This is a genomic window from Raoultibacter massiliensis (assembly GCF_900199545.1).
In the GTDB taxonomy this organism is placed as follows: domain Bacteria; phylum Actinomycetota; class Coriobacteriia; order Coriobacteriales; family Eggerthellaceae; genus Raoultibacter; species Raoultibacter massiliensis.
In genome coordinates this window covers 450,151-469,697 of record NZ_LT962670.1, presented here as the reverse complement: position 1 = coordinate 469,697, position 19,547 = coordinate 450,151, and the positions used below count along the sequence as shown (strand labels likewise).

The following is a 19,547-nucleotide window of genomic DNA, read 5'->3' as shown; positions in this document are numbered from 1 at the left end:
ACGCATATTCCCAGAAGGCGGATCCGACCGCAAGCCCGAAAGCGCGCCAAGGGTGACGCGAGGCCTAGAACTTCGCCTTGATTTCACCTCGCTCGAGCCGCCCAAGGCGCCTCATCTCGAATGCGATGAAGACCCCCGTAGTGAAAATGGACAGGAAATCCGCCATGGGGGCTGCAAAGTAAATCGCATCGAGGCTCGTGAACTGCGAGAGCATTTGCGGAAGCATTTCAGGCAGAACGAACAGCAACGGAATGAGGAACAGGATCTGGCGCGTCAGCGAGAGAATGATCGATTTGAGCGGTTGGCCCGTTGCCTGGAAATAGTTCGATCCCACGATCTGAAAACCGATGAACGGCATCATCATAAGCTGCACTTTCAGGGCAAACACGGTGAATTCGACAAGGTTTGCATGCTTGATGCCGAAGGCCCCGACGATCGCCTCGGGGAACAGATGAACGATCGCCCACATGAACACGCCGATCGAAGTAGCGGCCGCAATGCCGTACCACAACGTTTTGCGCACGCGACCGATCAGCTTCGCTCCGTAGTTGAACCCGAGCAAAGGCTGGATTGCAATCGACACGCCCACGAGGGGAAGCGTAGCGAAGATCGCAACACGCTGCACTACGCCGATCGAGGCGAGGGCGTCATCGGCTCCGATGGGGTTCATGGCTCCGTATTTCACCAACAGCAGATTTATCACGAAACTGACGATCGCCATGCCTGCCTGCACGACGAAGCTCGCCAAACCGAGTGAAAGAATGGTGCCGATGACCTTGAGGTCGGGGGCCATGGCGCTCAGTTTCAACTTGAGCGGCACGTTTTTCGTCATAATGAAGTACCAGAGAACGGTGGCGCACGAGATGGCCTGCCCGCAGATCGTGGCAAGCGCGCTTCCCTCGACGCCCCAACCGAATCGGATAACGAACAGATAATTGAACGCCGTGCAAAACACGGCGCCGATCAGCATAGTCACGAGCGCGCGGTTCGGTGCGCCTGCTGTACGGATGAAATTGTTCACACCCATGCCGATGCATTGGAAGATAAACCCGAAGCAGATGATTCGGATGAACGAAGCTGCGTAAGGACGAACCTCGTCGGTTGCACTCGAAAGCGTGAGCAGCCAGTCGAGGACTACGGGGCTCGCTGCGCACAGCGCAATGACGATTGCGAAGAAGATGCTGAGAGAAACCGTGTTTCCCAAGCTCCTCTCCGCGGAGTCGCGCCTGCCCTGGCCAAGCCTCAATGCCGCAAGCGCGTTACCGCCGTTTCCGACCAGCATCGCAATGGCCAGAAACACCGTCATGATGGGGTTGGCTACCGTCGCAGCCGAAAGGCCGATCTCCCCCATGGCTTGTCCGAGGAAGATCGAGTCGATAACGTTGTAGGCTCCGTTGACGAGCATTCCGAGTATGGCGGGAACGGCGAATTCTGTGATAAGCAGTGGGATGGAGGCCGTTCCCATGCGCCCCACTTTATCATCGCGCACCGGCTTTCCCGATTCGGGACCGGACTGATCCATCGACGTTTGCGCGTCGGTCGACGGCTTCTGTGCTGCTGCGGCTGACATATGCTTCGGTACCCTCCGTGCTGTGCATGCGTTCTTCTCCGAAAAACATTATTTTACTCTTCTGCGTGCGGATTGGAAGAAATGCAGCGCATCAACCCTCGTCACATCGATGTTCGGATGGTTTCGGGAAGCGGATGGACATATGGAAGCGAATCGCAAGAACCCCTCGGACGAACATGCGGGCAACGCCTCCGTTCACATCGCGCCCCACCGGCGGCGCTACAGAACGACGTGCGCCTCGCCCGACGCTATTGCGCACTCGGCTCCCCCGGCATCCCTCAGCACCAAGCAGCCCCGCTCGTTCGTGCGAACGACCTCGCCTCGAGCAACGACGTCTCCGTTCATCGAGGAGATGCCGACCGAGCGGCCCGTCAGATAAGCATGGGCGTTGTACTCGTCGACAAGTGCGGCGAACCCCCCGTGCAACCACTGCGCGTACAGGCGATCGACCGAAGCAAGCAAACGCCCGGCAACATCTTCGAGCACGCTGCAGGCGCCAACGGACAAGCGCCCTGCGTCATCGAATGCAGCTGCGCAGGCGCGTTTGCCACCGAATGGCAAGGCATCCGAGCAGGCGTCCTCGCCCTTAAGGCGATGCAAAACGGAGAGATCGGCGATGCGCTCGAGATACGCAGGCCCGAACGAACCGGTCAGCTCGGGCACTTCGGCAGGCTCGAACACGTTGATGCCGATACCGATGCACACAGCCCGCCGCACGGCCTCAAGCGAGATGCCGCAGAGCTTTCCCTGTGAACACAGCACGTCGTTGGGCCATTTGACGACAACGCCCGCATCGTCGGAAAAAGATGCGAGCACGTCATGGACCGCAAGCGCAACGGCAAGGCTCAGCGTGGGAAGATCCTTCGCGGCAACACCGTGATCAAGCGGGCGAAGCAGCAGCGAAAGATACAGGCTTCCCGCAGGGCTCGCCCAGCGCCTGCCCTGGCGGCCGTACCCGCCCGTCTGCACGAGCGCAGTTGCCACCGTGCCTTCGGGTTCGCCCTTCTCGATGCGGCGCTTTACCTCTTCGTTCGTCGAATCGATCTCGTCGAAGCAGCGGCATGCGTAAGGAATCCGAGTCGGTCTCGCAGCCATCGCTATCGCCTGGGCATCGAGCATGGATTAACCTTAGAAACGCTGGTCGAGCTTGACGGCGCGCCCCACCGAAACGGTATCCTCGACAACCGGAGCACCGTCGGCAAGCACGTGGCCGGGGCGCAGTTCGAGCAGGGGCTTCACCACGAAATCGCGCTCGGCAAGCAGCGGGTGCGGAAGCGTCAGCTTCTCATCGTCGCACACGTAGCACTGATAATCGAGGATATCGATATCGCAGGTGCGCGGACCGTTTTTCACGGTGCGCGTGCGCCCGAACCTGTCTTCGATCGCATGCAGGTAGGCGAGCAGGTCGTGAGGGCCGATGCCCGTGCGGATAAGAGCGACCGCATTCACGAACAAATCCTGGTCCTCAAGATAGGCGGGTTCGCTTTCGTAGAAGCTCGAGACATCGATGAGCTGGGTATCGGGCAGGGCCACCAAACTCCCGATCACTTCGTTCAATACGGCGATCTTCGCTTCGCGCTCTTCCCCGGGGTTGCCGACAAGCGCAACGTTCGATCCGAGTCCCAGGAAACAATAGGGCCTCAGATCTTTGAGCGCTTGCTGCGTGCACGCAACGTTATGGGTACGCACGATGCTTGCGCCCAGCTCGACGGCCGCAAGAGCTTGCCGAGCCGAAACCTCGTCCCGCTCTTTCGGGTCGTCGATGCCGTAGAGCGCGCCGATATGGCTCTTTCTCGAAACCGCCACCATCAATGGGTAGCCGAGACGGGCGAACTCCTGCATGTTCAGCAGCAGCTCGTTGGTCTGCTTCGGAGTCTTGCCGAATCCGGGACCCGGATCGATGCAGATGCGCTCATGCGCGATTCCCGCAGCCTCGAGCTCTGCCGCACGCTCGGCAAGGTAGCGCTTCACGTCTTCGACCACATCGTTGTAGACGGGGGCATCCTGCATGGTTTTCGGTTCGCCTTGCATATGCATGACCACGACGCCCGCGGCGCACTGCTTCGCAACCTCGATCATCGCAGGGTCCCGAAAGCCCGAGACGTCGTTGATGATCGATGCGCCAGCCTCGACGCACGCACGGGCGACCTCGGCATGACGCGTATCGATGCTCACGCAGATTCCGCGTGCGGCGAGCTCGGTTACCACCCGCACCGTGCGCGAAAGCTCCTCTTCAAGAGGGACCTCGTCAGAACCGGGACGCGTCGATTCGCCGCCCACGTCGATAATGCGGGCACCCTCTTCGACCATGGACATCGCATGTGACAGGGCGGCCTCGAAATCGGCATGCTCTCCCCCGTCGGAAAACGAATCGGGCGTAACGTTGAGGATGCCCATCAAAATGGGCATCCTTGTATCGAATTCGAAATCAGAGCACGACCACATCATCGTCTATTTATCGCCATCTTTCTCGCTCTTCTCGCTCGGGCTTTCCAGCTTGTCGTCCGCCTGCTCCCGCTGAGTCTCGGCTGGATTTTCTCCCGCTTGCTCCTGCGGCCTGCCGGCAGGCTTCTTCGCGTTCGGATCGATCGCCGAATCGTCGAGGATTTCCTGAAAGCGGTTCTCAAGCTCGCTGAAGAAACCCTGACCGCCCGGTGCTGCCGGCCGACCGGGGTCGTTGGGATCCTGGTCGCCAGGGGCAACTTCGGCGCTGCGCCAGTTCGGATCGGCAAGACGCGCCTGCTCTTCGGCCTTGCGGGCAGCTTCGGCCGCCGCCATCGCCTCTTCGTCCTTGCGGCGCGCTTCGGCCTCTTCGGCTTCCTTCTTCGCGATGATGTCCTTCTCGCGATTGAGGTAATCGGACCACGTGTTGTCAAGAAGCGCTTCGCACGCCTCGCCCTCGACGGTTTCGCGCTCGAGCAGCACGCTCGCCATGAGGTCCATCTGCTCGCGGTTCTTAGACAGGATGTCGTAGGCGCGATCGTGCGCTTCTTTCATTATGCGGGCAACCTCGTCGTCGATGCGGCGCGCGGTCTGCTCGGAGTAATCCTGCGTATTGCCGTAATCGCGGCCGAGGAACACCTCGTGGTTCGGCTGGCCGAACACTTGGGTGCCAAGGTCGGAGCTCATGCCGTACTGCGTTACGATGGCGCGCGCCATCTTCGTTGCGCGCTCGAGGTCGTTGGATGCGCCGGTGGTGATGTCTTCGCAGAACAGCTCTTCGGCAACGCGCCCGCCGAGGAACACGGCAAGCTCGTCGCGCATTTCGCCCAAGCTGTTGAGGACCTTGTCCTCTTTCGGGATGGACAGGGTGTAGCCGAGAGCACGGCCGCGCGAGATGATCGAGATCTTATGCACGGGATCGGCCTTGGGAAGCAGGTGCCCGATCAGCGCATGTCCGCTTTCGTGGTAGGCGATCGTCCGCTTTGTGTTCTCGTCCATGACGCGACCCTTGCGCTCAGGTCCGGCGATAACGCGCTCCATCGATTCGCTGACCTCCTGCTGCGTAATGATCTTCTTGCCGCGACGGGCGGTCAGAAGCGCGCTTTCGTTCATGAGGTTGGCAAGATCGGCGCCCGTGAAGCCGGGTGTGAGCTTGGCGACCTTGGCGAGATCGACATCGCTGCCGATCGGCTTGTCTTTAGAGTGAACCTTGAGGATCTTCTCGCGACCCTTCACATCGGGCGCGTCGACGACGATCTGCCGATCGAAGCGGCCGGGACGCAGAAGCGCCGGGTCGAGAATGTCGGCGCGGTTCGTTGCAGCGATGAGCACGACCGAATCGTTCGAGTCGAAGCCGTCCATCTCGACGAGCAGCTGATTGAGCGTCTGCTCGCGCTCGTCGTGGCCGCCGCCGAGACCCGCGCCGCGCTGACGGCCGACCGCATCGATCTCGTCGATGAAGATGATGGAAGGCGATGCCTCTTTTGCCTGCTGGAACAAGTCACGCACGCGCGAGGCGCCGACGCCGACGAACATCTCGACGAAATCGGAACCGGAAATGCTGAAGAACGGAACGCCCGCCTCGCCGGCAACCGCGCGGGCAAGCAGGGTTTTACCAGTGCCCGGGGGGCCCACGAGCAAGCAGCCGCGAGGGATCTTCGCACCCATCGACTGGTACTTCGCCGGATTTGCGAGGAAGTCCTTGATCTCGGTCATCTCCTCCACGGCCTCATCGACACCGGCTACATCGGAGAATTTGACGTCGGGACGCTCCTCGGCGGTCTTCTTGGTTTTCGCCCTGCCGAACGACATCTGCGAGTTGTTCGCCTTCTGCATTTGGGTGAAGAAGAAAAACAGGAGCGCAGCAAGCAGGATGAACGGCAAGAACGTGCCGAGAACCTCGAGCAAGCCGGAAGGCAGCCTGATCTCGTACTGAATGTTCGGGTGGGCGGCCAGCAGCTGGCCCAGGGAATCCTGGCCGACGTAGGTCGACGTGTAGTTGCGCTCGGTGCCGAGCGTTTTGATGGAAAGCTCTTCGGTGGCTACGCCCGTCAGAGGTTTGCCGTCGAGCGGGTTCTTCACCATGCCGAGCTTCGCGTTGAGCGCATCGAACGCCGAATTGAACGCGGCGGATGCAGTCGATCCCGAAGTGATCGCAGGATAATACGTGCCGGTTACCGTGTAATCGCCGGCGTTGTAGATAACCTTGTTGACGCGATCCTGCTCTACCGCCTGGACGAATTCCGACGTGATGAGCGAATCGGTTTGCGTTGTATTCGACATGTTCATGAACTGGCTGCCTACGAAGAAGGCGACGACCATGAACAGAACCACCGAGATTATGGTTGTTCTCGTGCTAGGCGGTTGCGGTTGTCTTTGCTGTTGGTTTGCCATGTAGCCTATGTCTTTCTTTTGCCGAGTTTGCTCTGCCGAAGCAGATGTAAATGCCTAGTAAACCTCGGGTTTCAAAATGCCGATGTAGGGCAGGTTGCGATAGCGCTCCGCAAAATCAAGCCCGTAGCCGACTATGAACTGGTCGGGGCATTCGAAACCGATGTACCTGCAATCGATCTTGGCTTGCTGCAGCGTTTTCTTTCGAAGCAGCGTGGCAACCTCGATCGATGCGGGTTTGCGCGAAGCAAGGTTCTTCATCAAGTACTTGAGCGTCAGACCGCTGTCCAGGATATCCTCCGCCACGATGACATGGCGTCCCTCGATCTCGGACGAAAGGTCTTTCAGAATGCGCACGACGCCCGAGCTCTTCGCGCCGTTTCCATACGAAGAGACGGCCATGTAGTCCATCTCGAGCGGCAGTTCGATCTGGCGAGCGAGGTCGGCCATGAAGATTGCAGCGCCCCGCAGTACGGAAATGAGGATAACGCCCTGTCCGTCTTGCGCCACGGCATCCGCATAATCATTCGTGATCTGGGCGCCGATTTCAGCCACCCGTGCGGCGATCTCTTCTTCTGAGAACAAAACTTCCTGTATGTCTTCGTGCACTGCCAGCCCTCTTCGATGACAAGAGCCCGCATTCGCGGGCCTTCAGAACGACGAGCCGGGACCCGAACGAAAACCGCAGTTCCGACACCGGTCGTTCCGCCTTCCTTCACAAGCGATAAGTGTATCATTACGATGTTGGGATTAATTCACAATCCGGTAACACGGCACCAGCCCCACGATTTTCACATTTAGGGGCTCCTGCCTTACTGTGCTGGGCTTATTCGCCTTCGAGCAAGTCGGGAAACTCCCTGATAAGCCGCTTGACCGGAAGCCCGATAACCGTATCGAGTTCGCCTTCCACACGCTCGACGAGCTTCGCACCCTCGCCTTGGACCGCGTAAGCGCCCGCCTTGTCGAAGGATTCGCCGCACTTCAGATAGGCTGCGATCTCGTCGTCGGTCAAATCTTTGAACGTGACGAGGCTTGAATCGCTGAACGTTCTGAAGCCGAGCGAAACCTTTTCGGGTTCGGGAGCCATGACCATCCAAACCGATACGGCAGTCACCACTTCGTGGGTGTTGCCCGAAAGCTTGCGCAGCATGCCCTTTGCATCGGAAAGGCTGCGAGGCTTGCCGAAGATCGTCCCGTCAAGCACCACCATCGTATCGGCGCCGATCACAACGGCAGCGCCCCGGTAATCGCTCGCGAGCACTTCCTGCACTACGGCGCCTGCCTTGCGTTCGGCGAGCTTCTTAGCCCCCTCGGCCGGCTCGGCAAGCAGGTCGGGCTCGAGCGTTTCGTCGACCTCGGAGACATGCACGGTGAAGCGAACGCCCGCCTCTTCGAGCAACTGCTTTCTCCGGGGGCTTCCCGAAGCGAGGATCACATCGATGCGATCGGGTTCGAAAGGCTGGGAGGCCGGCGCGGAGCCGTCGGTTGCAGCCGCGCATTCGGGGCTTTCAGCCCCAGACGAAGCAGCGCTCGACTGAGGTGCGTCGGCAGGTTGGTTGTTCTGTTCGGTATCCATAGGCCTTATTGTAGCGCAACCCTTACGCTTTCTTGCGGCGGGCTCGATAGGCGGCCATCGGCTCGATGCGTACGCCGCGCTTGTTGGCGCTCACGGCAAGATCGCCCTGGATGTTGTTCGTGTAACCCCCGATGGGCGCGCCTTCGGCAAAGCCGGCGAGCACGCTTTCGACCGACGCGGTTTCCACACGGGCGTCGGCGCCGAGCATGAGCTGAAGCACTTCCATGCAAGCGCGCCGCTGCAAGGGCACGGGCTCGCAGCCGAATTCGGGCGAAAGAACACAGCCCGCCGAATGGTCGGTGCCGAGGGCCTCGTCGGTTTCCAACCACGCCACCTGGCGCTCGACGATCTTCGCCGCCTGCTCATCGAGCATATCGTCTTCATCGGCGATCAGGTTCATGGTCCTGCAAAGCGTATCGAGAAGCTGAGGATTGCGCTTTTTGGCGCGCGCGACGATCTCGTGTCGCACGAACGCACGGAACCGGTCGGTATGGGCGTTCGTCGCATCCTCGCGCCACAGGTCGCCCGATTCGTCACGCAGCGTCGGAAGGCCCGATTCCGCCCGCTCTTCCAGGTAGGCGCGCAGATCGGCACGGCTTGCATCCATGAGCGGCCGAACGATGGGGCCGTTGCGGTACAGCATGGAGCGAAAGCCGCCCGGACCCGTGCCCACGATCGAGCGCATGTAGAAGTTCTCCACGCGATCATCCTGCGTGTGCGCCGTGAATATGCGTCCATCCGATAGGGGCGCTGCCCCGTGCAGACACAGGCTTTCAAGCGCTTCGTTCGCCGCAAGATAGCGTTCGTGGCGCGCCACCGCCTCGACGTTCTCGCCGGTTCTGCGCGCCTCGCCTGCGATATCGATCTCGCAGGAAAACAACGGTATGTCGAGCAGCTCGGCAAGCTTTTCGACGAACGCCTGGTCCTTGTCGGCATCATCGCCTCGCAGCTGATGATTCACGTGCAGCATGGCGATCGGCCCAACCTCCCCTGCGTCGCGCAAATCGCGGGCAAGGTAGGCGAGCGCCGTCGAATCGGAGCCGCCTGAAACCATGAGCAGCACCGGCGTATCACCCGATGCAAGCTCATGTTCGGCGATCGTTCGCTTCGCCTGCTCGAAAATATCCTCGGCGTATCCCATATGCCCTTCCTTTCGATTTCCCACTGGTTCCCGCCCGATCCCGCCCGGCGCACGGCACTCGACGGCGCTACCCGATTCCGTCGAAAAGCGGCGTCGAGATGTAGCGTTCGCCCGTATCGACCGCAATCGTGACGATGGTCGATCCCGCCGCCTCGGGGTGCTCGGCCGCAAGCTTGCGGACTCCTGCGATGTTGGCCCCCGACGAAATACCGACGAGAAGACCTTCTTCGACGGCAAGCCAGCGCGCCTGCCCGATAGCGTCTTCGGTGGAAACGCCCAAGGCGCCATCGAGAGCCGCGATGTCAAGCGTTGCGGGGATGAAGTTCGCCCCGATGCCCTGTATTCCGTGGGCGGCAGGCTCGATGGGATCGCCATGCATGCTTTGCGATATGAGCGGGCTTTCGGCTGGTTCGACCGCATAGCAGCGCGTTTGCGCGTTGCGCGAAAGGAAATAATGGGCAAGACCCGAAATCGTTCCCCCCGTGCCCGCCCCCGCCACGATGAAATCGGGAGCCGCCCCGAGGTCGTGCTCGATTTCGGGACCGGTATGCTCTTCGTGCGCACGCGGGTTGTCGGGATTCGTGAACTGCCCGACCACCCATGCGTTCGGGTTCTCCGCAACGATCTCGTCTGCACGGGCAACCGCCCCCGCCATGCCAGCAGCGGCGGGCGTCAGCACAAGCGTCGCACCGTATGCGGCCAAAAGCGCCCTGCGCTCGCGACTCATCGATTCGGGCATGGTTAAGACGACCTCGTATCCGCGCGCCGCTCCAAGCATTGCGATGGCGATGCCCGTATTGCCGCTCGTCGGCTCGACGAGCACTGTTTTGCCCGGAACTATCTCTCCCCGCTCTTCGGCACGATCGAGCATCGAAAGGGCCGCGCGATCCTTTACCGATGCGCCCGGATTGGCCGCCTCGTACTTCACGTACACGGATGCCCCGACTTCATCCGAGAGCTTGTTGAGTTTGATCAGGTGCGTTTTGCCAATTGCGTGCGATAGTTCATCCATGCGGGCTCCTGTCTCATCGAAGCCCTTATTGTACCGCACGCCCGCATGCGCATACCACTGTGAACCCATGAAACAAGCAGGCCCGCCGATCGGATCAGGCGGGCCCTTTCGGCCCGATGGCTATCGAAAGACGGCTCTACGGCAAGAATCGGCGGCGAAACTCGTCGGGCGGATAGGGGCGTCCGAACAGAAATCCCTGGATGTAGTCGAGACCCATGGCGCTCACCGCCGCATACTCGCCGTCGGTTTCGACGCCTTCGAGGCATACTTCGATGCCGACGTCATGGCATAGCTCGACGACGAACTTGATGAACGTCGCATCGAAGGTGCTCGCCTGGACATCGGTCACGAACATGCGGTCGATCTTCACGATGTCGGCCGGAGACTTCTTCAACATGCCGAGCGCCGAGTAACCCGTCCCGAAATCGTCCATGGCAACGCGCACGCCCAAGCTTCTGATCTGGTCGAACACAGTGCGCACGGGATCCTCATCGGAGGCAAAATAACTTTCGGTCATCTCGATGACGAGATTTTTCGCCGGAAGACCCGTCTCCTGAAGCGTATCCTCGATGAAGGGGACGAGCGAATCGCTGTCGATCTGGCGATACGACAGGTTGACGCTCATCACGAAATCGCCGTCGATCGCCATCCAGTTCTTGCACTGGGTCGCGGCGGTCCACAGCACCCATTTCCCCATGGGGATGATCAGGCCGGTTTTCTCAAGCAGCGGGATGAACTCGACGGGCGACACCGCTCCGAACTCCTCGCACTGGAAGCGGGCGAGCGCCTCGGCGCCCGTGACCGTCCCCGAATTCGTATCGATCTGGGGCTGATAGCACAGGCTGAAGCCATCGAAATCGTTTTCGATGCTCGCCCTCAGCAGCTCGACCAGCTTGAGCTCGCGCGCACGCTCTCCGAGTATTTCCGGAGAGAAGCACACGCAGCGCCTTTTGCCATGCGCCTTTGCATACTCGAGCGAATAACCCGAGTACTTCGCGAGATCGAGGTAGTTATCGGCATCACGGGGATAGCAGGCGCATCCTGCCGAAAGCGCGCAGTAGAAGCGCTTGCCCTCGAATTCCTGCAAGCTCTGGCAGCTCTCGTCAATCACGCCGTAGAACCGATGGAGCGCCTCGTGGTCTGCCTCGTCGATGATAACGCCGAACTCGTCGCCATCGAGGCGGTATACCGATGCGGTCGGCGGAAGCAGCGATTGGATCTTCTGCGCCGTGATGCGTATGACCTCGTCGCCGAACGTGCGGTCGTGCAGATCGTTGATGTGGCGCAGATCGTCAATGCCCAGCTCCATGACGCCGAACGGACGGTCGGGATAATCGTCGATACGGCAGTTGACCGCCTCTTCGTACTCGTAGCGCGAAAGCAGCCCGGTCAGATGGTCGATCTTCTCCTTCTTCCCCAGATTGGTGATGATCCCGGCGAACAGCTCGGGTTCTCCACGCGCATCGAGGACAAGATGGCCGCGGCAGCGCAGCCATACCCATTCGCCGCGGCGGTTGATTGCGCGGTATTCGACGCAATGCGAGGTCGTCCGCCCGTCGGAAATCTCTTGATTCGATTCGAGGAAGACCCGCTTGTCGTTTTCGTGGACCTTCGCACCCCAGATAGCGGCGGCGTTCTCGATAACCTGGCCGGGAAGATCGAACTCTTCGACCATCGCCTTAGGGTAGCAGAAGATCCCGGTCTTCATATTGCATACGTAGATGTAATCGTCAGTGCTCTTCACGAGAGCGTCGAGCAAACGGTTGGCATTGTATTCGAACGTCTCGACATCCGAAGGCGTCGGCTGCTCGGCAAGCGCCTTGCGCTCGCTTTCTTCTATATGGAACCGGCGCTTTTGATCGTACATGCGCTGATCGGCACGGGCGATCGCCTCTGCCAAAGTCAGATCGGATCCAGGCAGGACCTCGACGATTCCGAAACAGAAGCTCACCTGGTAGGGATACGCCTGCGTGCGCGAGAGTCCGCACAGCTCGGCGAGCACCGATTCAAGGAGCCGCTTCGCTTCAACGGCATCGGCGTTTATCACGGCGATGAATTCGTCGCCGCTCAACCTGAACCCGAAATCGCCCCTCTTGAACACCTTCGACACGGCTCGGGTGATCACGCGGATCAGACGATCCCCTTCGGCGTGTCCGAACCGATCGTTCACATCTTTGAGATGGTTGATGTCATACAAGCACACTGAAATGACCCGGTTGCCCTTCGCCGCAGTCTCGAGCGACGATTGGAGCGCCTCCTTGCCCGCACGGCGGGTCATCATATCGGTCAGTTCGTCGAGGTTCGCCGTTTTCCATTCGGTCATGTCGATCGATTGCTGCAGATGGACGAGCGATCCATCGAGCCACGAGATCAGGCTGTCGTAGTTGCGATAGGACCGGCCGGTAACGCAGCTCTCCTCTTCCCACTGGATGACGGAAGGAGCCCCGCGCTTCATGAGCTCGGTCACCGGACAGAAAGAGCAGCGCTCGCGCAGGCCTTTTTGCAGAATCTTCCAGCACACCTCGCCTTCAGGGTGCTCGAGGCCGAAATCCTCCTTCATGGTTCTGTTCATGAAAAGAATGCGATCGTTTTTCGGATCGGTTATGTAGACGTTGGATTTCATGCCGTCCATGACGGCGTTGAGCACGAATCCTTCGATTGCCTGGTTATCGTCATCAGCCTGCGAGGAGCGTTTCTCGCCGCCGTGGGCGGCTGCCCCGTTGTTGCCTTCTGCCATGTGCTGCGCCTTTCGCAAAGCCCATTAAATATAAGTGGTTTACGTATTATTGCAGCATACCACGATATTCTCTACATGCTCGGTATGGGGAAACATGTCGACGGGCCGAACAGCTTCGACCGCATATCCGCGTTCGACGAGATAGGCGACATCGCGAGCTTGCGTTTCGGGATTGCAGGAGATGTAAACGACGCGCTGGGGGCTCAGTGCAACGAGCGCCTTGAGGAAGTCTTCGGTCGCGCCCGACCGCGGCGGATCCATAAGAACGACATCGATCCGCTCGGTTGCCTCCGCAGCAAGATCCCGCATGAAAATCCCCGCATCGCACGCCACGAACTCGGCATTCTCGATGCCGTTGTGCTGGGCGTTGGCGCGCGCATCGCGGATGGCTGAAACGGTTTCGTCGACGCCGATCACCCGCTTGGCACCCTTCCCCTGCTCTGCGCCGCAAGCGGCGACAAGGCCGATCGTACCCGTTCCGCAGTACGCGTCGATCACCGTTTCGTCACCCGTCAGGCGGGCGAGCTCGATGGCGCGGCGATACAGCACCTCGGTTTGCGATGCGTTCACCTGGTAGAAGGATTGAGATGATATGCGGAAGCTCAAGCCGCACAGCTTGTCGAGAATGAACCCGGGGCCGTACAGGCGAATCTCGTCGGTGCCGAGGATCACGTTGGTTTGCCGCGTGTTCACGTTCTGCACGATCGAGGTTATCTCGGGGCATCGCTTGACCAGTTCGCGCACCAGCGCTTTGGAGCCCGGGAACTGCCTTCCGTTCGTCACGAGCGTCACGAGTACCTCGCCGCTCGTGTGGCCCACCCGAACGATCGCGTGGCGTAGAAATCCCGTGTTCGCATCTTCGCGATACGGCTCGATGCGGAAAGAAGGCATGAGGTCGCGCACGGCAAGGATGATCTTCTTCGCGGTGCGGTTTTCGATCAGGCAGGCATCGGTGGGGACGATGCGGTGCGTGCCCGCCGCGTACATGCCGCAGAGTATCTCATGGGTCGGCGCGTGCTTGTCTTCGCGCGTCGAGGCGCGCTTGTCGCCTTTCGCCGCCTTTGCCGCTTTCGGCTTGATTCGCCTGCCGGGCGCATAGGGGGAAACGACCTTGTTGCGGTAATGATACGGCTCTCCCATGCCGGCGATGGGATGCATCACGGTGGATTCGACGGCAAGGCCGTCGAACAGCTCGGCCATGGCTTCCTGCTTCTTTGCCAGCTGCCGCTCGTAGGGAACGTGCAGGAGCTGGCATGCGCCGCAGCGGTCTTCAACGGGACAAGCCGGTGCTTCCTTTGCCACCTGCGGCCGCGCTCCAGCTGCAACGCGGGACCTGGCCGAGGCGCCTTTCGATCGAGATTGCGCAGGGCCGCCGTTTTGCTGCACCGATGCGCGGGAGCGCTTCTTGCCCCCCGACCCGGTTTGCTTGCGTGATGTCTTCTTTGTATTCATAGCGGCTATTGTGGCACAAACGGACCGGCTCGGCGAGCGGGCGCGCGTCATCGCGCGAAGTAACGGCTAGAAAACCAAACGCACCGCTGCCGAGTGCTGCATGCCATAATCCTGGGCATTCATCGTTAGGAGGACTCCATGAGGTTCATCATTCGCTGGCTTGTCACCGCCATCGCCGTCGGCGTCGCCGTCTGGCTCGTTCCCGGCATCGATACGGTCGGCGGCAACGAGGCATGGGTCTCCATCGCCATATTCGGGCTGATCCTCTCGCTTATCAATATAAGCATCAAGCCGCTCATGCAAATCCTGAGCCTGCCCATATCGGTGCTCACGCTGGGCATCTTCTACCTTGTGGTCAACACGCTCATGATCTACATCGCCGCCTGGCTCGCGAACGGCATCTTCCAATCGGGCATCGAGATCGCAACATTCGGAAGCGCTTTCGTGGCGAGCATCGTCATCAGCATCGTCTCGGGGATCGTCAACGCCATTCTCGGCAGCAACAAAGACTAGCACGCACTCGCCGCTTCGTCGCCTGTTTCCAATACGAAACACGAACAGATGTTTCACGTGAAACATCACGTCCCTCAGCGCGAAACGAGGGGGAGGTGCGATGGCATCTGCTGCTGCCGACGACCGCCATCGCACCCTTTCATAATTCGATAAGATCATCCCTATCGAAAACAGGCCCAAAAATGGCGGTCAAGGCAAGCTTCTGTCGGCCTCGCCGCGTCCGGATCGCTCTCTTGCCGACGTTTGCGCAGGTCGCGAAAACCCGAATCGCGAAGGCGCTCCCCGAAACGCCCGAAACGGCGCGTATTCTCGACAGAAGCTTGCCTTGACCGCCATTCAGAGCGGCGTTTTAGCTAAGGAAGAGCTTCCCTTGCTCCGCGAGGCGCTTCGAGCGGGCGACGCATGCAGCGACACCGCAAACCGCGCAGCGCAGGCCAACAGCCGCACCCGCCGACGCAATCGCACCGAACAGGCCACTCCGAGCCCGCCTATGCGGCCGAGCGGCGCACCACCGCAAAAGCCGCGCAACCGTGCACCGCCTATCCGCATGTCGCGAAAATCGCGGCGCACCACCGCAAAAGCCGCGCGCGGCCAACGGCTCCCATCGCTACGACGAGATGCTGTCGCGCAATTCGGCGAGCGCTTCGACGATCTTTCCCAGGTTGTCGTTTGCAACCTTGGCCTTCGCGTACGCCGTATCGGTGTGGCGCTTGACATCAGCCTTCACCTGCATCTGGGCCTCAAGCAACGCCGCCGTCGTCTCCTGCAGCTCTCGCCGCGACGCCTCGGCCTCCTGTTCGGCCCGAATGCGCATGCCCTCAGCCTGATCCCGCGCCTCGGATACGATCACGATGGCATCGGCCGTTGCCTTGGCAAGAATGTCCTCGGCATCCGAAGCGGCGCGATCAATCATCTTCTGCGCTTCGCTCTCTGCTTTGGAAACAGCCAGCCGCGAATCTTCCCCGGCCTTTTCGAGCATGGCATCTTTCATGTTTTGAGCAGCCGTCATGAGCTGCCGAACCTCGGTCTGGCGGCGCTCGTAATCGGCGGCGCGCTGCTCGGCCGCTTTCGCACGCCGGTCGAGCCGATCAAGCTCGGCTTGGTAGAGCGCCGCAACCTCATGAACCTTCGCGAGGGCATCTTCTTCGTCGCATCCGCCGAAGCTCTTCTTCTTGAATTCGAGGGTCCTCAAATACGATTCAACGGTTTCGGGCTGCTCCATACCTGCCTCCTACAACGCCAGCCGATAAATTTCGCGAGCATCGTCCATGCTAAGCTTCATGAAGCTTCCGAACGGCTCGCCTTTGTTTGCCTTGAGGGTGGGGATCATGCGCTCTATATCGGCTTCTTCGATACCGAGCTCGGCAAGCGTGGTCGGCATGCCGAGCGAGGCGAAGAAACCGCGCGTCTCGTCGATGGCCGAGAGGGCGTCGTCTTCGACGTCCCCCGTCGGCGCAAGGCCGAAGACTTCGCGTCCGTAATAAGCGAAGCGGGCGGGGTTCTCGCTGTACACGTATTCCATCCATGCGGGGAACATGACCGCGAGGCCCGCCCCGTGCGTGATGTCGGGGTCGAGCGCCGAAAGCTCGTGCTCGAGCCCGTGCGTCGCCCAGTCCTCGTGGCGACCGACACCGGCAAGCCCCTGATGGCAGAGCATGCCCGCCCACATGACGTTCGCGCGTGCATCGTAGTTTTCCGGATCGACGAGCACGCGAGGAGCCTCTGCGCGAACCGTCTTCATAAGCGAAAGGTTCAGGTTGTCCGTCACGGGAACGGAGCCAACGTCGTCGAAGAACCTCTCGAGCAGATGGCAGAACATATCGGTGAGGCCCGCGGCGGTCTGATACGGAGGAAGGGTGAAGGTGAGCTCGGGGTTCATAAAGGCGATCTTCGGACGCTGCGCGTTGTTCGGATAGCCCGATTTGAGCCCGAGTTCGTCGTTGGAAACCACCGTGTTCTTCGACGCCTCGCTTCCTGCAGCCGGAATGGTGAGCACCACGGCGATGGGCAGCACGTCATCGGTCTGCTGCTTCGTCTCGAAGAAATCCCACACGTCACCCTCGTAATGCGCGCCCACGGCAATGGCCTTGGCCGAATCGATTACCGATCCCCCGCCCACGGCGAGCACCCAATCGATGCCGTGCTCCTTGCTAAGCGCCACGCCCTCGCGCACAAGCGTTATCTCGGGATTGGGCCGCACGCCCCCCAATTCGACGCACTCGACGCCGGCATCGGCAAGCGAAGACTTCACGCGGTCGACGAGCCCGCTTTCAACGGCACTGCGGCCCCCGTAGTGCAGCAGCACCTTGCGGGCACCGCGCTCGGCGAGCATACGCCCCGCCTTGAGCTCGGCATCGCGTCCGAATACGAAATGGGTCGGCGATACGAATTCGAAATCTTCCATGGGTTTCCTTCCAATACAAACGTTTCAGGCATTCTACCCTAATGCAACATCAAGGATCATCATTACGAGAAAACCGAGCATAACGCCCAGCGTACCCACATTAGAACGATCGCCGAGATGCGCTTCCGGAATAAGCTCCTCCACGACAACGTACATCATGGCGCCTGCGGAAAAGGCGAGCATCCACGGCATGTACGGCGAAATCGCCGCCGCGAACAGCACGACGAGGATGCCGAACACGGGCTCAGCCAGTCCCGACAGGCTTCCCATGGCAAACGCCTTCGGCGCGCTCATGCCCTCCTGCTGCAACGGAAGCGAAACGGCCGCGCCTTCGGGAACGTTTTGGATGCCGATGCCGAGCGCAAGGGCTGCCGCCATGCCGAACATCGCGGGATCGCCGCCCGACTGAGCCGCCATTGCGAATAGGAGCCCGACGCTCATGCCTTCGGGAATATTATGCAGCGTCACCGCCGTGAACAGCAGCGTGGGCCGGTTCCACTTCGAAGGCAGACCCTCGGGCTTCTTCTCGCCAGGATGAATATGGGGAAGAAGCGCATGGAGCCCCATGAGAAAAGCCACGCCGAGAGCAAATCCGCCCGCCGCCGGTATCCATCCGATCTGACCCGCCTCTTCGGCGGACTCGATGGCGGGAATGAGCAGAGACCACACCGATGCCGCAATCATGACACCGGCTGCGAATCCGAGAAACAGCCGCTGCATGAGAGCGCTGTCCTTCTTGCGGAACAAAAACACGGCGGCGGCGCCTATCGTCGTCATGAGAAACGTAAAGCCCGTTCCAGCCGCAGCCCACACAAGCGCATCCTGCAACGCCGCACCTCCTTCGCATTTCCGTATGCACGCCAGTGTACGCCTTCCAAAACGCGATCGCGCAAGCGTTTACCCTCGTGTTACCTGCTTTCAGGGGTTCGGCACGGGCTCGGCGGCGAAAGCCAAGCTCCTACATGCCCATCCATGCCCCGAACGAACCGTAGCGCTCGTCGATCGCAGAGAAGAACGCATCGAGATATTCGATGCGGGCCTCGAACATAGCCGCGAGCACTTCGACTTCCTCGGGCTGCATGATGCCCGCATACCGCCTCAAATCGCGTCGGTTGATCGCCTCGTTGCATACATTGGTAGCAAGGTAGTCTTCGACGATCGTTTCGCGGGAGATGCCGTAGAAGCGCTGGACGCAGGCGCACACGATGCCGGCGCGGTCCTTGCCGTTCGCGCAGTGGACCAGGCAGGGCTCGTCTGCCGAAAGGATCTGCCGAACGATTTCGCGCACTTCGCCGGCATGGGTCGCCATGATGCCGTACAGATCGATCATGCGCTGTCCCGGCTTGCCGTACGCGGCCTTCACGTTGGGCGCCATCGTCGCGCGCGTGCGATTCTCGTCATCCTGCAAGTCGACGGTGCAGATGCGCACGTCGAACGCTTCGCACACGATAGCCGGTTCGGGAGATAAATCGCGCTCCGCCTGCTTGCGCAGGTCGAAAACCGTCGCGATACCAAGGCTTCGCATGAGGAGGATGTCGTCTGCCGTCGCTTCGGTCAGCTCGCGCGAACGGTACAGCGGCACCCGCTCGACGCCTGCGCAACGGCGCAAGCCGAACGCGTTTCGAAGAGATTCGGGGGCAGCTGCAAAAGGCGGCTCGACGCCCGCACCGCCCGAAGCATCCCCTGCACCCGCGCCTTCCGGCGGCAGCGCGCCGTTTTCCCCACTACGATCCATTACCGTGCTACCCCCGCAGCAATCGTCTACCACATCGTCTTGCACAACAAGGCCGGGCACGAAGCCCGGCCTTGCCGAAAGGAATACCGACAGTACGCTTTCATCGCGCTCTACTGCCTACCAGCCCCCGCCGAAGCGACGGGCGTTTGCAGGTTATAAAGCTCAGACACTAACTTGGCGAAGATAGTCTTTGTTTATAAAACTGCGTTATTTGAAACACTGTCGGGCAGGCCGATTATATCCCGTTTCCTCGGGAACCTAAAGGGAGAACGCCCATTTTGTTACCTCGACTCGCCAAACCGTTGACGCATAGCCGCCGACACCCTCCTGCCGCACGTTCGATCATCCGAAGTTGCACTTTGGTAACAAACGAGCGACAAATCTGTGTAGTTTTGCCACACACGGCCAAAAGTAGTTTAGCCACTAAACTGTTCGGTTTAGGATGAACTCCAGCCTTTGAGGAATTTGTAACGCGAGCCCGGTGCCGATCCTTTGGTGCCGCAGCCGCAACGAAACAATGCGGATTCCCGAACAACAGATCCGGCTCGAGCCGGTTGACCATATGCAAGCATCC

General features: G+C 60.4%; 15 protein-coding genes. 1 reads left to right on the top strand and 14 read right to left on the bottom strand.

All coding sequences use genetic code 11. From position 1 onward, the window contains the following. Nucleotides 1–64: 64 nt before the first annotated feature. The 10 genes from C1719_RS01920 to rlmD form a co-directional block, all read right to left on the bottom strand. A complete protein-coding gene (locus C1719_RS01920) occupies nt 65–1,522 on the bottom strand; it encodes an MATE family efflux transporter (RefSeq protein ID WP_425439799.1) in 1,458 nt (485 codons plus the stop codon). 267 nt (nt 1,523–1,789) lie between these two features. Continuing rightward, the gene (locus C1719_RS01915) at nt 1,790–2,689 is read right to left on the bottom strand and encodes a biotin--[acetyl-CoA-carboxylase] ligase (protein ID WP_245874252.1); all 900 of its coding nucleotides are present in this window, start codon (nt 2,687–2,689) and stop codon (nt 1,790–1,792) included. A 9-nt stretch (nt 2,690–2,698) separates the two neighbouring features. Continuing rightward, nucleotides 2,699–4,018, bottom strand: a complete 1,320-nt coding sequence (folP, locus tag C1719_RS01910; RefSeq protein ID WP_102373550.1) for a dihydropteroate synthase — start codon at nt 4,016–4,018, stop codon at nt 2,699–2,701. A 3-nt stretch (nt 4,019–4,021) separates the two neighbouring features. After that, nucleotides 4,022–6,406: an ATP-dependent zinc metalloprotease FtsH gene (gene ftsH, locus C1719_RS01905; RefSeq protein WP_245874250.1), complete on the bottom strand. Its 2,385-nt coding sequence runs from the start codon at nt 6,404–6,406 to the stop codon at nt 4,022–4,024. Between the two features lie 54 nt (nt 6,407–6,460). Beyond that, the gene (gene hpt, locus C1719_RS01900) at nt 6,461–7,012 is read right to left on the bottom strand and encodes a hypoxanthine phosphoribosyltransferase (RefSeq protein ID WP_102373549.1); all 552 of its coding nucleotides are present in this window, start codon (nt 7,010–7,012) and stop codon (nt 6,461–6,463) included. A gap of 217 nt (nt 7,013–7,229) precedes the next feature. After that, nucleotides 7,230–7,979, bottom strand: coding sequence for a Maf family protein (locus tag C1719_RS01895; protein WP_102373548.1), 750 nt, complete (start codon nt 7,977–7,979; stop codon nt 7,230–7,232). Between the two features lie 22 nt (nt 7,980–8,001). Beyond that, the gene (gene tilS, locus C1719_RS01890) at nt 8,002–9,120 is read right to left on the bottom strand and encodes a tRNA lysidine(34) synthetase TilS (RefSeq protein WP_102373547.1); all 1,119 of its coding nucleotides are present in this window, start codon (nt 9,118–9,120) and stop codon (nt 8,002–8,004) included. Nucleotides 9,121–9,187: 67 nt separating this feature from the next. After that, the gene (cysK, locus tag C1719_RS01885; protein ID WP_102373546.1) at nt 9,188–10,132 is read right to left on the bottom strand and encodes a cysteine synthase A; all 945 of its coding nucleotides are present in this window, start codon (nt 10,130–10,132) and stop codon (nt 9,188–9,190) included. A 136-nt stretch (nt 10,133–10,268) separates the two neighbouring features. Next, a complete protein-coding gene (locus C1719_RS01880; RefSeq protein ID WP_102373545.1) occupies nt 10,269–12,869 on the bottom strand; it encodes an EAL domain-containing protein in 2,601 nt (866 codons plus the stop codon). Nucleotides 12,870–12,908: 39 nt separating this feature from the next. Next, the gene (gene rlmD, locus C1719_RS01875; RefSeq protein ID WP_245874248.1) at nt 12,909–14,171 is read right to left on the bottom strand and encodes a 23S rRNA (uracil(1939)-C(5))-methyltransferase RlmD; all 1,263 of its coding nucleotides are present in this window, start codon (nt 14,169–14,171) and stop codon (nt 12,909–12,911) included. Nucleotides 14,172–14,459: 288 nt separating this feature from the next. On the opposite strand from rlmD, the gene C1719_RS01870 reads away from it, so the two are divergent. After that, nucleotides 14,460–14,834, top strand: a complete 375-nt coding sequence (locus C1719_RS01870) for a phage holin family protein (RefSeq protein ID WP_102373543.1) — start codon at nt 14,460–14,462, stop codon at nt 14,832–14,834. Between the two features lie 607 nt (nt 14,835–15,441). Here C1719_RS01870 and C1719_RS01865 read toward each other — a convergent pair. The 4 genes from C1719_RS01865 to C1719_RS01850 all read right to left on the bottom strand — a co-directional run bounded on the left by C1719_RS01865 (nt 15,442) and on the right by C1719_RS01850 (nt 18,973). Further along, entirely contained in the window at nt 15,442–16,056 is a 615-nt protein-coding gene (locus C1719_RS01865) for a DivIVA domain-containing protein (RefSeq protein WP_102373542.1), read from the bottom strand. 9 nt (nt 16,057–16,065) lie between these two features. Beyond that, nucleotides 16,066–17,238, bottom strand: a complete 1,173-nt coding sequence (locus C1719_RS01860; RefSeq protein WP_102373541.1) for an iron-containing alcohol dehydrogenase — start codon at nt 17,236–17,238, stop codon at nt 16,066–16,068. A gap of 33 nt (nt 17,239–17,271) precedes the next feature. After that, nucleotides 17,272–18,066 carry a ZIP family metal transporter gene (locus C1719_RS01855; RefSeq protein ID WP_102373540.1) on the bottom strand — a complete coding sequence of 265 codons (795 nt, stop codon included), beginning with the start codon at nt 18,064–18,066 and terminating at the stop codon, nt 17,272–17,274. Between the two features lie 130 nt (nt 18,067–18,196). Continuing rightward, complete coding sequence (locus tag C1719_RS01850; RefSeq protein WP_146007821.1) at nt 18,197–18,973, bottom strand: tyrosine-protein phosphatase; 777 nt, start codon at nt 18,971–18,973, stop codon at nt 18,197–18,199. Between the last annotated feature and the right edge of the window lie 574 nt (nt 18,974–19,547).

Bases quoted from the DNA above. Each gene is read 5' to 3' on its own strand.
- C1719_RS01870 (WP_102373543.1), top strand. From the start codon at position 14,460: ATGAGGTTCATCATTCGCTGGCTTGTCACCGCCATCGCCGTCGGCGTC.
- C1719_RS01920 (WP_425439799.1), bottom strand. From the start codon at position 1,522: ATGGATCAGTCCGGTCCCGAATCGGGAAAGCCGGTGCGCGATGATAAA.
- tilS (WP_102373547.1), bottom strand. From the start codon at position 9,120: ATGGGATACGCCGAGGATATTTTCGAGCAGGCGAAGCGAACGATCGCC.
- C1719_RS01865 (WP_102373542.1), bottom strand. From the start codon at position 16,056: ATGGAGCAGCCCGAAACCGTTGAATCGTATTTGAGGACCCTCGAATTC.
- C1719_RS01895 (WP_102373548.1), bottom strand. From the start codon at position 7,979: ATGGATACCGAACAGAACAACCAACCTGCCGACGCACCTCAGTCGAGC.
- cysK (WP_102373546.1), bottom strand. From the start codon at position 10,132: ATGGATGAACTATCGCACGCAATTGGCAAAACGCACCTGATCAAACTC.
- C1719_RS01915 (WP_245874252.1), bottom strand. From the start codon at position 2,689: ATGCTCGATGCCCAGGCGATAGCGATGGCTGCGAGACCGACTCGGATT.
- ftsH (WP_245874250.1), bottom strand. From the start codon at position 6,406: ATGGCAAACCAACAGCAAAGACAACCGCAACCGCCTAGCACGAGAACA.
- C1719_RS01850 (WP_146007821.1), bottom strand. From the start codon at position 18,973: ATGGATCGTAGTGGGGAAAACGGCGCGCTGCCGCCGGAAGGCGCGGGT.
- C1719_RS01880 (WP_102373545.1), bottom strand. From the start codon at position 12,869: ATGGCAGAAGGCAACAACGGGGCAGCCGCCCACGGCGGCGAGAAACGC.
- C1719_RS01860 (WP_102373541.1), bottom strand. From the start codon at position 17,238: ATGGAAGATTTCGAATTCGTATCGCCGACCCATTTCGTATTCGGACGC.
- folP (WP_102373550.1), bottom strand. From the start codon at position 4,018: ATGATGTGGTCGTGCTCTGATTTCGAATTCGATACAAGGATGCCCATT.